The following is a 14567-nucleotide window of genomic DNA, read 5'->3' as shown; positions in this document are numbered from 1 at the left end:
ATGGACATTGTTGACGCCCAGGTGCACGCCAACATGCTCGGCACCGAGGTCACGCTGGCGATCATGGACGCCCTGGGCATTACGGGCGTGCTGTTCGATGAGTTCGACACGTTCACCGACGAGGGGTTGCAGCCGGGCTATCGGCTGGCCGACGGCGCCTTTCGCTGTGTGGGACCGAATGCCGAGGCGGCCGCGATACGGCATCCCGAGCGATTCGCCTTCCTGATGCGGGTGGATCCGACAGACCCGGGCATCGAATCGTGGATCGAGACACTGACGGCCGCGCCCGGGTTCAAGGCCCTGCGCACCACGGTCTTCACCCCGGACGAAGCGGCGGTGTTCGAGCAGGGCGGGCACGAGCGGTTGTTCAAGGCCGCAGGCGCGCACGGCCTGCCGGTGTTCGTCACGTGTCCCGGCAAGGTGCCCCACCTGACGCAATACGTGCAGCGCTTTCCCGACGTCCAATTCGTCATCGATCATTGCGGCGCCGCGTTCGATGCGCCGCCCGGCCAAGCCAGCATCGACGATGCCGTGGCGATGGCGGGCTATGCCAACGTGGCCTACAAGTGGGCGCACGCGCCGTCGTTTCTGTCGACCGAGGCGTACCCGTTCGGCGACCTGGAACCAAAGCTGCGCCGCGCGGTTGACGCCTTCGGACCCCAGCGCGTGATGTGGGCCAGCGATTACACGATGACCCGGCACCGCGCCACCTGGGCGGAGAACCTGTTCAGCATCCGCGACTCCTCGTCGCTGTCGGACGACGAGAAGGCCTGGATTCTCGGTGGAACGGCCCGCCAGATTCTGAAATGGCCGGCGCCACAAGCTAGCTCGTAGTAAGCGTCAGGCGATCGCAATCGCGGCCAAACCGTGCCGCACCCGATCGGGCAGCGATCCCCCGTCGCTCAGCCAGTCGTCCAGGGCGATGCGGACCGCGGCCATCGCCAGTGCGCCGATCAGCCGGGGCCTGGGGTCCTGGGGTGCCGACTGGCTGAACCGGGGTGCGATCAGCTCGGCGATCGCCGATTCATAGCGCACGTAAATACGCCCATGCGTCCACGCGTCCAGCGTCTCGGATGATCGTGTGAGCGTCGCCAATTCGCGGACCTGGTCCTCGATCTCGGTGAATCCGCCTGCCAGATCACCGAAAGCCGCGATGACGGCATCGGTGGGGCTCAGGTGCGGGGGCTGGGCCGCCACTGCGGTCGTGATCCGGTTCAACCATTCGACGTTCACGCCCTCGGCGACGGCGTCTTCCTTGGAGCTGAAGTAGCGGAAGAAGGTCGCCCGGCCGATGCCGGCCGCATCGGCGATGCGGTCCACGGTCGCCCCCGCCAGACCGACCTCGGCGACCACCTCGGCTGCGGCGGCCGCGATGCGCCGGCGCGTCGCGGTGCGCCGCCGCTCGGCGAGCGACAAGCGCGGACGATCTGGATGCGAATCCATTGCCAAACCGTGAGACATAGTCTAAGTATAAGACTATGTCTCATACCTTGGCGACGGCGCCGGCCGAGAGCGCTCCGCGTGCGCGTGCCGCATGGCAGTTCTTCCAGCAGATGATCAGCGACGTCACCAAGATCGTGACCGAAGACGCCGAATCCGAGCGCGAGTTGCTCGAAGGGTTGCGAGTGATCGCCCGGGTGTCGTCGTTGTGCTCGCAGATGGCCGTCGAGGCCGACACCGCTCGCCCCGCCTTCTTCGATATGTGTTCGGACACCCGGATGATCGGCGGGCCCAATCCCGACGGCAACTACTTCCTGGCGATGATCCGCGGCGATCGGCGTTATCGGATCACCGGGACCCGCGGCACGACCGCCTACCTCGGCTTCCAGATCCTGGCCGGCACCGGCCTGACCCCGCGGCGGATGTCCAACTACGTCGGCGACACCAACCTCGACCTCGATTCGGGTGAGTTCACGCTGGTGCTCTCGGCCGACGAGTCCGCCGATCTGGGCGGCGCGCAGTGGATACAGATCCCCGAGGACGCGTCGTCGGTGGTCGTCCGGGAGTACATCGGTGATCGCGCCTCCGAGCAGCCTGCCACCATCAGCATCGAGGCGCTGGACCCCGACCCGGTGGGCGTGCTGTCCGATGGCGAACTGGCCGAACAGTTCACCGCGATGGCGTGGTCGCTGATGAAGCTGACCACATTGCACCGCACGATCAAGCCCGAGCTGCTGGCACAGCCGAACACGCTGCTGACCGCCGAGGCCGCCGACCTAGGCGCGGCCGACACGACGCCGGACAACCTGTACATGATGGGCAGCTACCGGCTCGACCCCGGCCAGGCGCTGGTGCTCGACATCGAGCCACCCGACACCCGGTACTGGAACGTCACGCTGGAAAGCGTCTGGCACGAGTGCCACGAGCCGCGCCGCCGGCACAGTTCGGTGACCAACCGCGGCGTGCGGCCGGACGCCGACGGGCGGGTGCGTATCGCAATCTCGGCGCAGGACCTGGGTTTTGGACATTGGCTCGACACCGGTGGCCGTCATCGCGGCTTCGTCGTGCTGCGCTGGCTGGACAACCCCACCCCGCCCGACGTGAAGGTTTCCGTGCGCGAGGGCGGGGCCCGGGCATGACGTTGCAGGAGCGATTCAACCCGGACAACCTGATCGCCGCCGCCTGCGAACAGGCCGGCTGCGACGACTTCGGCGCCGACGGCTGGCGGCCCGGACTGGAACGTCTCGCCGACGGCCTGGTCAACGAGGCACGGCTGTCGGCGATCGGTGTGGAGGTCGCCTCCCTCGACATCATCCGCGCCCTGACGAGCCGGCTCGGTGTGACCGCTTGGCGCAAAGAACATCCCGAAATCGCCCGCAAGCCAATCACTTCGCCGATCTTCATCGTCGGCCAGCCCCGCACCGGCACGACCATCCTCTACGACCTGCTGGCCCAGGATCCCGAGCTGCGGCCACCGCTGACCTGGGAGGTCGACGCGCCCTGCCCGGTCCCGCAGCCCGAGACCTATCACACCGATCCGCGTATCGCGCAGACGCAGGCCACCATCGAGATGTCCGAGCAGATCATCCCCGGCTTCCTCGCGTTTCACCCGATGGGCGCGCTGGTCGGGCAGGAATGCGTGCGCATCACCGCCAGCGAATTCACCAGCATGATCTTCCCCGTGCAGTACCGGCTGCCCAGCTACGCCCGCTGGCTCATGTACGACGCCGACCACACCGGCGCGTACCGGTTCCATCGAATTTTCCTGCAGCACCTGCAGTCTGGTGTGCCCGGCCAGTGGCTGCTGAAGTCACCTGCGCACCTGTGGCAGCTGGACAAGCTGATGGCCGAGTACCCCGACGCTTTGATCGTGCAGACGCACCGCGATCCGCTCAATGTCATCTCGTCGATCGCCGCGCTGACCAACCACCTGCGGCGGATGGGCAGCGACGAGACGAACATCGCCGAGTGCGCGGCGCAGTCGTACGAAGAGATCGTCGTCGGCCTCGACCGCGGAATGTCGTTCCGCGACAGCGGTGTTGTGCCCGCGGACCGGATGATCGACGTTCAGTTCACGGATTTCGTCAAGGACCCGTGGACGACGATCAAGGATATCTATGCCAAGCTCGGCCGAGAGCTGAAGCCCGAGGCCGAGCAGAAGATGCGCGACTTCCTGGCCGCCCATCCCGGAGACGGCGGACGCGGACGCTACACCTGGTCGGACACCGGACTGGACGCCGGCGAGGTGCGTGAGCGGGTGCGTGCGTACCAGGAACGCTACGACGTGCCTACCGAGCAGCTGAAGTAGCCCGTTGCGTCCTGCGCCGGCCGCGCACGCCCGGCTGGCCGGGCGCTCGGCGACCGGGGGTAGCTAGTCGGCGGGCTCGTAGCGCAGCATCGTGACGTCGTGTTCGGGATAGTCGAAGAACACCGGGCGCACTCGCATGCCGACGGCCAGATCCACGGGGTCGACGTTGACCATCTCGGTGGAAAACCGTGGGCCCTCGTCCCATTCGACGATCGCTAGCAGTTGCGGAACGGCGTCGGCGAAGTGCGGGCTGACGGGCCGGTGCGCCACGGTGAAGGAATACAACGTCCCCATGCCGGATATCTCGCGCCACTCCAAGTCGTCGGCGAGCGTGCGCGGCGCGCGTACCCGCGGATAGAACACGTACGTGTCCGACGAGGGCGAGTACTGAATGGCGATGCGATGTTGGGCCAGCGCATCCCAGAACGGGGCGGTGGTAGGTGTTTTGACCGGCATCGGCCGCTCGAAGTTCATCAGTCAGTCCCCTTGCAGGATGAGCGTCGTCTGCTCGGACAGGATTCCGCCGTTGCCGGACACGAAGGCACGGTTGCAGTCGGCGACCTGCGCGGCACCCGCGCGGCCCATGATCTGGCGGGTGGCGTCGCAGACGTGGTGCATGCCGCCGGCCAATCCCGCCTGGCCGAAGCCGAGCTGACCGCCGGCGGTGTTGAGCGGGAAGTCACCGCGGAAGGTCAAGTCGTGGTTGGCGACGAACTCCATCCCGGTTCCTTTCTCGCAGAAGCCCGCATCCTCCAGCGACAACAGCACGGTGATCGTGTAGCAGTCGTAGATCGACACCATGTCCATCTGCTCACGGGTCAGATCGGTCATGGCGAAGGCGGTTTCGGCGGCTGCCGCAATCGGTGTGCACAGCAGATCCTCGGCGTAGGTGGGCGTCTTGAACGGCACGTGCTCGCCAAATCCCTTGATCCACACCGGGCGATTGCGCGACCGCCTGGCGACATCGGCGTTGGCGACGACGACCGCGGCGCCCCCGACGCAGGGCATGACGATCTCCAGCATGTGCAGCGGATCGGCGATCACCGGGCTGGCCAGCACGTCCTCGGCCGTGAGCGGCTTGTCCTTCCAGATCGCGCCGTCGGTGTGATTGGCATTGGTGCGGGTGTCGACGACGATCTTGGCCATTGCCCGCTCGTCGTACCCGTAGATCGCCGCATAACGCTGCGCCACCTGGCCGTAGGGTCCGTTCTGGCCGAGGTTTCCGTACGGAATCTCGAATTCGGCTTGCGGAGAGCCGTATTGGTTGCTCGACGAACCGAAGAACATCGCGTCCACCATCGGCCTGGGCTTCTGCTTCGACGACGGCGTGATGTAGCGGGCCGGCAGCGCACACAGCACGGCGTCGCAGATGCCGAGTTCGACCGCCGCGGCCGCCCGCCACACCATGGCCGCGGCGCTGGCCCCGCCGAGATCCACGTGTTCGGCGAATCGCGCGCCCACACCCAGGTATTCGGCGATCGTGGAGGGCACGAAGATCTCGGACTCGGCGAGGTGGGAGGCGACGATCCCATTCACCACCTCGGCCGGCAGCCCCGCGTCGTCCAGGGCGGCGGCGGAGAGCTCGGCCCACTGCTCCAGGACGAAGGGCGCCGGAGAGGCTTTGTTCAACCGTTCGGGTGGCAGCTCTACGTAGCCGACGATCGCGGCCTCTCCGCGTAATCCCATGGTGCTTCCTTGTTTTCGACGTTTACTTGCGCGGCAGTCCGAGGATCATCTGCGCGATGATGTTCAGCTGGATCTCCCTGGTGCCGCCGCCGATCAGTTCGGCGGGAAGATGCAGATAAGGCTCCACGACCGCGGCGTCGTCGTCATCGACCATCGCGACCTGACCGGTCAGCTGCAGCGTGGCCTGGAAGGTCCGCCGCAGCAGCACATTCATCGCCACCTTGGCGATGCTGGACGCCGGACCCGACGCCTGACCGTCCAACAGCCGGATGGTTTCGCGCACCCCGAGCGCCCTGATGGCGTTGGCGTAGGCATCGAGCTCACCAAGCTCACGCAGCGCGTCGTCACGGTCTGGGCCGGGTTGTCCGGCGAGTCGGCGGATCGCGACCGCCCGGTCGAACTTGACGTATCCGCCGATGGCCGACCGCTCTTCGGCCATGGTGGCGATCGCGAGGGTCCAGCCGTCGGTGGGACCTCCCAGCAGCATCTCGTCGGGGACGAAGACGTCGTTGAGGAAGACCTCGTTGAAGTGGGCCTGCCCGGTCGCCGTTTTGATCGGCTGAATTTCGATGCCGGGCGATCGCATGTCGACCAGGAAATAGCCGATGCCGCGGTGCTTGCCGGCTTCGGGGTCGGTGCGCGCCAGGAGCGCGCCCAGGTCGGCGTACTGCGCCAAGGACGTCCAGATCTTGTGGCCGTTGATCCGCCAGCCGCCGTCGACCTTGGTCGCCCGGGTGCTCAGCGACGCGAGGTCCGAGCCGGCTCCCGGCTCGCTGAACAGCTGGCACCAATGAATGTCTCCGCGTTGTGTCGGCGGAATCAGCCGCTCCTGCAACTCTTTTGGTGCGGCGGCCAGCACCGAGGGCAATATCCACTCGGCGATGTTCAGCGACGGCCGAACCAGCCCGGGCCGTTTGGCGAACTCCTCGTCGATGATGAGTTGTTTCAACGGACCCGCATCGACGCCCCACGGCGCGGGCCAGTGCGGGGCCATCAGTCCGGCGTCGGCGATCAACGTGCGTTGCGGTCCGGACGCCTGGTCCGGGTAGTCGCCGTGTGGCGCGGGCTTGTCGTTGCGCAATTGCATTGCGGCATCGAGCGTCTCGGCGACCCAGGACCGGAACTCGGCTTCCGCGTCGCCGAGATCGACCGACATGTCGCGCGTCTGACTGCAGGTGAGCTCGCCCAGGCGGCGCGCCCAGCGATTCGCCGGACCGATCGAGCCGGCCAGGCTGATGGCTCGCCGCCAGTAGAGGTGCACGTCGTGTTCCCAGGTGAAGCCGATGGCGCCGAGCATCGTCAGAGCATCGAGAACCAGATCGGGTACCGGCGAGACCGCGACCGTCGCAGCTCCGGCCGCCGCAATGCGGTGCTGGTCGAGTGATTCGTCGGCTGCCCGGACCGCGTCCCAGGCCGCCGCCGTGGCCAGCTCGCTGTTGACCAACAGCATTGCCGCGCTGTGTTGCAGAGCCTGGAAGGTGCCGATCACCTTGCCGAACTGTTCCCGGGTGCGCAGGTGCGCGGTGACCACGTCGACGCACCACTGCACGATCCCGGCCATCGTGCTGGCCACCAGGCCCACGACCACACCGGCCGCGCGGTCTGCGTCGATTCCGGTCAGGACGTCGGACTCGGCCGCGCGATGGTCGGCGAGCCGCAGCACCCCGACGTCGACGACCAGGTCGGTGCCTGGCTCGGATTCGACTGTCGCTGTGGGCTGTCCGGTATCGACCGCGACCCAGACGACGTCGTCACCGTCGGTGCGGGCGCCGACCAGGATTACTCGTGCGGCACACGCGCCCGCGGTGACCTTCGAGCTCCCGGTGACCAGCCATCCCTCGCCGTCGGAGCGCACCCGGAAATCGCCGTCGTCGGGAAGGACGACGGCTGCGGGCATTCCGGACGCCAGCTGTCGCACCAGCGATTCCGACGCCGGTACCGGATCTGCCAGCAGCGCAACGGCTCCCGTGATCACGGTTGGCAGCAGCGGCCCGGGCAGCAGCGCCTTGGCCGCCGCCTCCAGCACGCACGCGGCATCCATCAGCCTCCCGCCCTGACCGCCGCGATCCTCGGGCAGATGGACGGCGTGAAAGCCGTTGGCCACCAGCGCGTCCCACCATGCGGGCAGTCGACCGGCCGCGAGGGCGTCGAACGTGTCCCGTGTCGAGGCGATCGGAGCGTGCCGGGCGGCGAACTGGCCGACGGCTTCGCTGAGTTCCTGCTGTTCGGGGGTCAGTCCCAGGGTCATGACCGCGCCCACGCTGTGGCGAACACGGGCTTCGGCCGCACCGGCTGATATCCTTCCGTCTTACAAGACGAACCGTCTCGTCTTGTGGAAGATTACCGGGGCGGGTCGAGGTCTGTAAAGCGACCCCGGACCCCGCGGCGGGGACGGCGAGGGGCCGGACAGACGAGGATCACCAGATGCCAACCGATCTCACCCACACGAGCCCGCGGGCCGGCTCGCCACGGCGCCGCAGCGAGAAGTCGCGGACCGCGATCGTCACCGCCACGCGTGAACTGCTTCTCGAGCGCGGATTCGACGGGTTGACGATCGAGGCGGTCGCCGCACGCGCCGGCGTCGGAAAGCAGACGATCTATCGCTGGTGGCCCAGCCGTCCGGCACTGGTGGCCGACGTCATGCTGGAAGACGCCGACAAGATTCTCGCGTCGGTCGATCACACCGACGACTTGGCGGCCGACCTGGTGAGCTGGGTGCGCAAGCTGACCGCGACGCTGACCACGGAGCGCGGCTCGGCGATGCTGCGGACGTTGACCGTTGCCTGCATGGAGCACGAAGAAACCGCGGTGAAGTTGCGCGCCGGATTCAGTTTGCCGTTGCACGACAGCGTCCGCGCCCGGTTGTTGGCCGACGGCATCGATGCGGCCACCGCCGAGTCGGCGGCCGATGCCATTGTCGGCGGCGTGGTATATCCGATCCTCTCGGACGCGCGGCAGTATTCGAGGCGACGGGCCGAATTGACCACGCAAATCATCGTCGAGTCGTTGAAGCCCAAACGCTGAGCGGTATCGGTTTACCCGATTGGGATCGGAGCCGAAATGCGGCCGACAGGCCCGAATAATAGTTAGATTAGCGAGGCATTTCACGGCCCATCCGCGAAATTGACGGTTCGGCATAAACGTTGCGCATCCCGATCTGCTGACGGCGAAAGTGGCTGGCCTAGAGCATCATCAATACGGATTGCGGGCATCACGGATTCGGATTGGACCTCGATCCGGGCGGATGTAAAGATCCGATCAGTACCTCGACCGAACGACAATCCAGGAGCCCAGCAATGGATCTGTCTATTCAGCGGGTGTGGAACTCGCAAACTGCCACGCCGTGCAACTGCTTGGGGGATTGTCGCGATACCCAGGGTGGTAGTCGTGCGGCTACCCGAAAACCGGCGCGAGCGAATTAGGCTGCGGATTATGACGAGTCCGTGGGGGAATGAGCGCGCGAAACTCGCGCATCAGCTGGACATGCGCGGTGAGATACTCGGCCGTCGGCACGCGCGCCGCCTTTGCCACCGCTTCGCGCGCGTCGGCGTCGAAACTTCGCCGGCCCGGCTCAGGGCCATGCTGGCCGGCGCACCGTGCCCGGCAAGCGAAGAGGCCGATGTCCGATTCGCGTTGATCGCGGCCGAACTCGACCGTGAAGCCCGGACCGCAAAGTACCGCCAGCTCAGACGCGAGGGTGCACGTTCTTTGCTGATCGCGGGCATGACGCTGCTGGCTTTGAATTTCCTGCTCTGCGCGGCGTACGCGCTGCTGAACCTCGCCCAACAATCCTCGCCGTACTAGCCCGCCCACCCATTTCCGTTGCGGCACATCACCAAAGTGCGGGACCGCTGACCTGCCGGCCCGACGACCAGGTCGCCACGACGGCGGCCGTGGGTTCCGTGCGTACCGCGACCAGGTCGGCCGGGTGTCCCGGCATGAGCCCACCGGTGTCGCAGCTCGAGGACGCGATGATTCGGCGCGGCCGGGTGGTGAGCATCGCGACCGCGGAGTCGATCGAATCCACACCGGCATCGCTGATGGCCACGGCGGCCCGGGCCAGTGACCCGCTGTGGTAGTCCGAGGTGAGCACGTCCACCACGCCGGCCTTGATCGCATCGCGCGCGGACAGATTGCTCAGGTGCGAGGATCCTCGCCACGCATTGGGTGCGCCCATCACGACCGCGAGTCCGTTATTGCGCGCTGCGGCAGCGGCCTCCAGGTTGAGGGGGAACTCGCAAATGCTGGCGCGCATCGCCGCTGCCTCGGCGACCGCGCTTTCGCTGTCCGGGTCGTGCGTGGCGAACACCGTGTTGTGCGCCGCGGCGAAGCGGGCAATCTGTTTGCGGCGCAACGGTGTTCCGGTGGCATGCCGGTGTAGGGTGGCCAGCCAGCGGTTGAGTTCGTCGTCGCCGAGACACAGCCGGGTGCCCATCGCCGGACGCCATGCTCGTTCGGTTTGGTATTGCCCCTGACCGGGGGTGTGGTCCATCACCGACAGCAGCCCGATCCGCCGGCCGTGCCGGCGCAGTAGTTCGGCGGTGCCGTCGACGGCTTCGGGGTCGCTGACGTCGACACGAAGATGGACCGGCACCGTCACCGGCAGCTCGCCCGCGACACGCTGCAGGGTCTGCAGCACGGCATCCGCCCGGCGATACCCGTCCGCCGTGTCGGGGCCCTCGCCCACCGAGATGCACAGGTAAGGCAGTACCACGCCGTGGGCGACCGCATCCGTGGCGAAGTCCTCCAACGCCGCGTCGAGTGGAATCACGGTACCCGGCCGGGGAGATTCGAAGCGCGGCAACGAGTCAGAGTGCAGGTCGGTGAACGCCGGCCAGAGCTGCAACGGTCGCAAGTCGACTTGACGCGCGTGTGGCGGCGGCTGGGTGCCGACGGCACTGATACAACCGTCCTCGATCGTCACCCACCGGGGCGCGACGGCTTCGTCGTGGTCCACTTGCTCCGGAATTCCGGTGATCACCCGGGCAGCTTGCAAACTAATTAACATGCGGGACAAACCGATTGGCGCAGCAACCGGGAGGCCGCCGCAGTGCGTAGCGCGTCATCGAGGTGATCCAGATCGGCCGCCGCCGCCACCAGCTCGGCGAAGGGGTAGCGGTCGTGGTGAGTCGCGAGGAAATCGATGGCAGTCCGAAGATGCAGGGGGCGGTAATTGTGCACTCCAGTGATCGTCATGAGATTGCGTACGAGATGCTCGGGATCGATCGATATGGGCTGACTGGCCGACACCGATCCCGCGAGGACGGCCCGGCCGCCGACGTCCAAACTGGCGATGCACGCTTCGACAGCCGTTGGGCTGCCCGACAATTCCAACGCCACGTCGACCGGCGGCACCTCCTCTGCGTCACCGACGACGAGGTCGGCACCGAAGTTGTATGCCGTTTCCTGTCGCACCGGATCGGGATCGCACACCGCAACCCAGGCACCGATGGCATCGGCCATCGCGGCCGCGGTGACTCCGAGCATGCCCGCGCCGGTGATCAGGATCCGGGTGGGATCGCGGTGCCGATCGAGTTCGGCGGCGTCGAGCACCGCCGCGACTGTGGCGGTGGCGCACGACGCGGGTGCGGCCACCGTGTCCGGCACGCTATCGGGCACTTCGACAATCGTGGTGCCCGGCAACAGAACACAGTGACTGGCGAAGCCGCCGTTGAGCGGCCACGCACTGTCGAGCGCCTCGTGACCGTACTTCTTGAGATGCAGGCACTTCTGTTCCAGACCCCATACGCAATTGCGGCACCGCCCGCAGGACGCGGTGAGGGACCACACGACCCGGTCGCCGATCGCCACCTCGGCGTCGTTGGCATAGCGCGGACGCCCGCCCGAACCGATGGCCACCACACGGCCCACCTGCTCGTGCCCGAGGATGCCCGGATGCGGAGCGTCGCGACGTCCATACACGGTATGGAGGTCGCTCCCACAGATCGTGGCCAGGTCGACCGCGACCAGCACCCGGCCGGGACCGGGGTCGCTCGCCGCGCTGGTCGTCACCACGGTGATCGGCTGCCCCACCCCGTCCCAGCGCGCATACCGGGCGGCGACGGCGCCGTCGACTGCCGTCATGCCGACGCTCGCTGCGCAGCGGTTGTGGCAACGAGCTTGCGGGAGCGCGATTTCCGCTGCCGGGCTTCGATGTCGAGGGTATCCAGCGCGACGTCCTTGGGTTCGGTGAGCAGCGTGGTGGCGACGATGCCGAGTGCAAAGCAGACGCCGGCGATCAGGACCGTCGGCCGCAGACCGAGGTGGGCGAGCATGACCGGGGTGATCAGGGCGCCCAGGAAGGCGCCCACCTTGGCGGTGCCGGCCGAAATCCCATGCGCCGTACTGCGGATCGCGGTTGGATAGGATTCTGCGGCCAATAGCATTGTCGTGTAGTTGGGTCCCACGGCGATGCCGAACAGCGACAACCCGAAGACCACCGCGAACGGCGTGACCGTCGACGTCAGCCCCGGGATCGCGGCGATCAGCGCCATCGACAACGCCGAAAGGCCGAAGCCGAGCATCTGCAACGGTTTACGGCCGATCCGGTCCAGCAGGGACAGCCCGACGAGGGCGGCGACCAGGCTGAAACACACCACCAGCGCCGCGTTGATCGCCATGTTCGTGACGATGCTGGTGTGCGGCGCGATGCTGTTGATGAGCAATGGCTGGCTCACCGAGTTCCCGTACACGGCGACGTTGAAGAAGAACCAGCTGCCCGCAGTGCCGAGCAAGGTGAGCTGAAACGATCTCGAGCGCAGCGCTTTCCACAGCGTCACCGACGCGGGCCAGCGGTCGGTAGTGTCCGCCTGGACCGCGCGGCCGGAGAAGACGCTGAGATCCTTCGCCGCCCGCTCGGCATCGCCGGCGACGACAAGGGTCCACCGCGGGGATTCCGGCATGTGCCGGCGGTTCCACAGCACCAGCAGCGACGGGATTGCCCCGAGGCCGAGAATCAGCCGCCACGACAATCCCGGCGGCGTGCCCAGGCCGACGATCACCAACGCTACGACGTAGGCCGCGACCTGTCCGAAAACGTAGAACAGGAAGGTCAATCCGACCAGGCGGCCGCGATTTCGCCGGTTGGCGTACTCGGTCATGATCACCCCGGAGGCCGGGTAGTCGCCGCCGATACCGATGCCCAGGACCACGCGGGCGATCAGCAGGCCGACGAAGTCCGGAGCGAAGGCGGAGGCGAGCGCACCGATGATCATCAGCACCGCCTCCAGCCCGTACACCCGTCGGCGCCCCAATAGGTCACCAAGGCGCCCGAACAGCAAGGCGCCGACCGCCACCGCCAGCAGCGTCGAACTGGTCAACGCCCCGACCTGGCCGGCCGACAAATGGAACTCGGGCTTGACCAACAAGGTCACCGTCCCGATGACGTTGAGGTCGTAGGAGTCGGTGAAGAATCCCATCCCTGCGGTCACCGCGGCTTTCAGATGAAAACGGCTGACCGGGGCGTCGTCGAGGCTTCCGCGCACCCCGTCGGTGGTCGGCGTGGTCATCGCGACACCGCCTGGTTGTGCGTGTCGATGCAGGCGACCAGGTCGGCGATCTGGTCCAGCACGTGGGTGTGCGGCACGGTCGCGAAGTCTTCATCACCGTGCGCCCCGGTGCGGACGCCGGCCACGATCGCCGCGCCGGCTCGCGAACCCGCCAGCAGATCACTGGTGGTGTCGCCGGCAACCGCGATCTGGTCTACCGCCGCCGTGCCGGTGCGCAGCAAAGCCGTGAGGATCATGTCGGGGTAGGGACGTCCGCGGCCGGCGTCCACAGGTGACAACGCATGTGTGATCAAGTCGCCCCACCCCAGGGCCGCGATAATGTGGTCGCGAGTGGTCGGGGCAAAGCCCGTGGTGAGCACGACGGCGCAGCCCGCTGCGCGGAGTTTTTCCATCGTCTCGGCGGCCTGCGGCATCGGTGCCACCCGGTTGCTCCGGATGGCTTCGATGTAGGCCGCTTCGAACGCGACGTTGGCCGCTTCGGCGCGGCGCAGGTCGCCGTCGAAGATCGCCTGAAACACCTCGATCTTCGACTGCCCCATCGTCTCGTGGACATAGCGAATGGCCGCGTCATGGTCCGGGCTCCCGGTCGATAATCCCGCGGCCGACAGCGACGCGTCGAACGCGTCCGCGACGGCGCCGTCGTCGAGCACGGTGGTGCCCGCCATATCCAGGCAGGCCAATCTGATCATGTCTGTCTCCTCCGCCAGGCATGCGGGTACCGCACCGAGCTTTGCTGAAACGGTCTGGCTGAGCCCTGGCGTGACGGCTTCGTGAAGGTGTACGAAAGGTGAACGTTGACGGCCGATCTCAACGCGGTTGTCCGAACAACTCGAAGATCGTCGGTCTCTGGCAAAGCAGGAGAATCCACCCGGCGTTAGGGTGCGCTGTGGTCCCCGACCCGAAGTACCGTTCCATCGCCCGAATCCTGGAAGCAGAGATTCGCGGCTTCGACGACGGCCAACGGGTCCCCAGCGAAAACGAGGTCGCCCAGCGGTTCACCGTTGCCCGCTCGACCGCGCGCGCCGCGCTGCAGTACCTCACCGCCCGCAACGTGATACGCCGGGTGCGTGGCGCCGGAAGCTTCGCCACTCACCGCATCGACTATCCGATCGATGCGGAACGTGCCCCCTCGTGGAGCGCCACCGTTCGCGCCGCCGGCGCATCGCCACGCAGCGTGGTGCGATCCTGCGCCCAGCAGTTACCGCCCGCGGAGATCGCCGCCAAACTGCAGCAGCTGCCCTCGGATTCATGTCATCGCCTGGTGCGGCTGTCCTTCGTCAACGAACTGCCCGCGGCGTGGGGTGTCGAATGGGTGCCCGCCACACTGGTTCCCGACCTCGCGCTGGCGATGCGGGCCAACGACTCGCTGCACGAGGTCCTCACCAACGCGGGCCTGTCGCCGCGGCGGTCGTGGGTACATGCCAGCACAGAGATCTTCGAGGGCGAGGTCGCCGACCAACTCGACGCACCGCGGTCCAGCCTGGGTTGGTACATCGAAAGTCTCAACGTCGACGAAGCCACGTTACGGCCGGTGTCCCTCACGCAGCGGTGGTTGCGTGCCGACACCATTCGCGTCACCTTCGACAGCGCCGTCAGCAGCCGCGTCGGCTTCTGAAGCATGTTGT

General features: G+C 67.0%; 14 protein-coding genes. 6 read left to right on the top strand and 8 right to left on the bottom strand.

What is annotated here, in order from left to right:
- Positions 1-834, top strand: coding sequence for an amidohydrolase family protein (locus BN973_RS02855; RefSeq protein ID WP_036465767.1), 834 nt, complete (start codon positions 1-3; stop codon positions 832-834).
- Between the two features lie 6 nt (positions 835-840).
- On the opposite strand, the gene BN973_RS02850 is transcribed toward BN973_RS02855, so the two are convergent.
- Positions 841-1443: a TetR family transcriptional regulator gene (locus BN973_RS02850; RefSeq protein WP_036465766.1), complete on the bottom strand. Its 603-nt coding sequence runs from the start codon at positions 1441-1443 to the stop codon at positions 841-843.
- 35 nt (positions 1444-1478) lie between these two features.
- Between BN973_RS02850 and BN973_RS02845 the strand changes: the two genes are divergently transcribed.
- Together BN973_RS02845 and BN973_RS02840 are read left to right on the top strand one after the other, a co-directional pair.
- Entirely contained in the window at positions 1479-2579 is a 1101-nt protein-coding gene (locus BN973_RS02845; RefSeq protein ID WP_036465765.1) for a DUF1214 domain-containing protein, read from the top strand.
- Positions 2576-3748: a sulfotransferase family protein gene (locus BN973_RS02840; protein WP_036465764.1), complete on the top strand. Its 1173-nt coding sequence runs from the start codon at positions 2576-2578 to the stop codon at positions 3746-3748. Before BN973_RS02845 ends, BN973_RS02840 begins: the two co-directional genes overlap by 4 nt.
- 63 nt (positions 3749-3811) lie before the next feature.
- Here the strand turns inward: BN973_RS02840 and BN973_RS02835 are convergent, their stop codons facing one another.
- Genes BN973_RS02835 through BN973_RS02825 form a run of 3 tightly spaced genes read right to left on the bottom strand, consistent with a single transcriptional unit; the run spans position 3812 to position 7682 of the window.
- On the bottom strand, positions 3812-4225 hold the full coding sequence (locus tag BN973_RS02835; protein WP_036465762.1) for a Zn-ribbon domain-containing OB-fold protein: 414 nt from the start codon (positions 4223-4225) through the stop codon (positions 3812-3814).
- Entirely contained in the window at positions 4226-5434 is a 1209-nt protein-coding gene (locus tag BN973_RS02830) for a thiolase family protein (RefSeq protein WP_036465761.1), read from the bottom strand.
- A gap of 22 nt (positions 5435-5456) precedes the next feature.
- Positions 5457-7682: an acyl-CoA dehydrogenase gene (locus BN973_RS02825; RefSeq protein ID WP_036465759.1), complete on the bottom strand. Its 2226-nt coding sequence runs from the start codon at positions 7680-7682 to the stop codon at positions 5457-5459.
- A 176-nt stretch (positions 7683-7858) separates the two neighbouring features.
- On the opposite strand from BN973_RS02825, the gene BN973_RS02820 reads away from it, so the two are divergent.
- Together BN973_RS02820 and BN973_RS02815 are read left to right on the top strand one after the other, a co-directional pair.
- The gene (locus BN973_RS02820; protein ID WP_036465756.1) at positions 7859-8458 is read left to right on the top strand and encodes a TetR/AcrR family transcriptional regulator; all 600 of its coding nucleotides are present in this window, start codon (positions 7859-7861) and stop codon (positions 8456-8458) included.
- Positions 8459-8866: 408 nt separating this feature from the next.
- Positions 8867-9238, top strand: a complete 372-nt coding sequence (locus tag BN973_RS02815; protein ID WP_036465754.1) for a hypothetical protein — start codon at positions 8867-8869, stop codon at positions 9236-9238.
- Between the two features lie 28 nt (positions 9239-9266).
- On the opposite strand, the gene BN973_RS02810 is transcribed toward BN973_RS02815, so the two are convergent.
- Genes BN973_RS02810 through BN973_RS02795 form a run of 4 tightly spaced genes read right to left on the bottom strand, consistent with a single transcriptional unit; the run spans position 9267 to position 13631 of the window.
- Positions 9267-10442: an alpha-D-ribose 1-methylphosphonate 5-triphosphate diphosphatase gene (locus BN973_RS02810; RefSeq protein WP_084163280.1), complete on the bottom strand. Its 1176-nt coding sequence runs from the start codon at positions 10440-10442 to the stop codon at positions 9267-9269.
- Complete coding sequence (locus BN973_RS02805; RefSeq protein WP_036465748.1) at positions 10436-11518, bottom strand: zinc-binding dehydrogenase; 1083 nt, start codon at positions 11516-11518, stop codon at positions 10436-10438. Before BN973_RS02805 ends, BN973_RS02810 begins: the two co-directional genes overlap by 7 nt.
- Complete coding sequence (locus tag BN973_RS02800) at positions 11515-12942, bottom strand: MFS transporter (RefSeq protein WP_051641097.1); 1428 nt, start codon at positions 12940-12942, stop codon at positions 11515-11517. Before BN973_RS02800 ends, BN973_RS02805 begins: the two co-directional genes overlap by 4 nt.
- Positions 12939-13631, bottom strand: a complete 693-nt coding sequence (locus BN973_RS02795; RefSeq protein ID WP_036465746.1) for an HAD family hydrolase — start codon at positions 13629-13631, stop codon at positions 12939-12941. Before BN973_RS02795 ends, BN973_RS02800 begins: the two co-directional genes overlap by 4 nt.
- A 197-nt stretch (positions 13632-13828) precedes the next feature.
- Between BN973_RS02795 and BN973_RS02790 the strand changes: the two genes are divergently transcribed.
- On the top strand, positions 13829-14557 hold the full coding sequence (locus BN973_RS02790; RefSeq protein ID WP_036465745.1) for a GntR family transcriptional regulator: 729 nt from the start codon (positions 13829-13831) through the stop codon (positions 14555-14557).
- Positions 14558-14567 lie beyond the last annotated feature (10 nt).

The organism is Mycobacterium triplex (assembly GCF_000689255.1).
Taxonomy (GTDB): domain Bacteria; phylum Actinomycetota; class Actinomycetes; order Mycobacteriales; family Mycobacteriaceae; genus Mycobacterium; species Mycobacterium triplex.
Note: the sequence above shows the minus strand (reverse complement) of the source record. Positions and strands in the feature narration are given on the sequence as shown.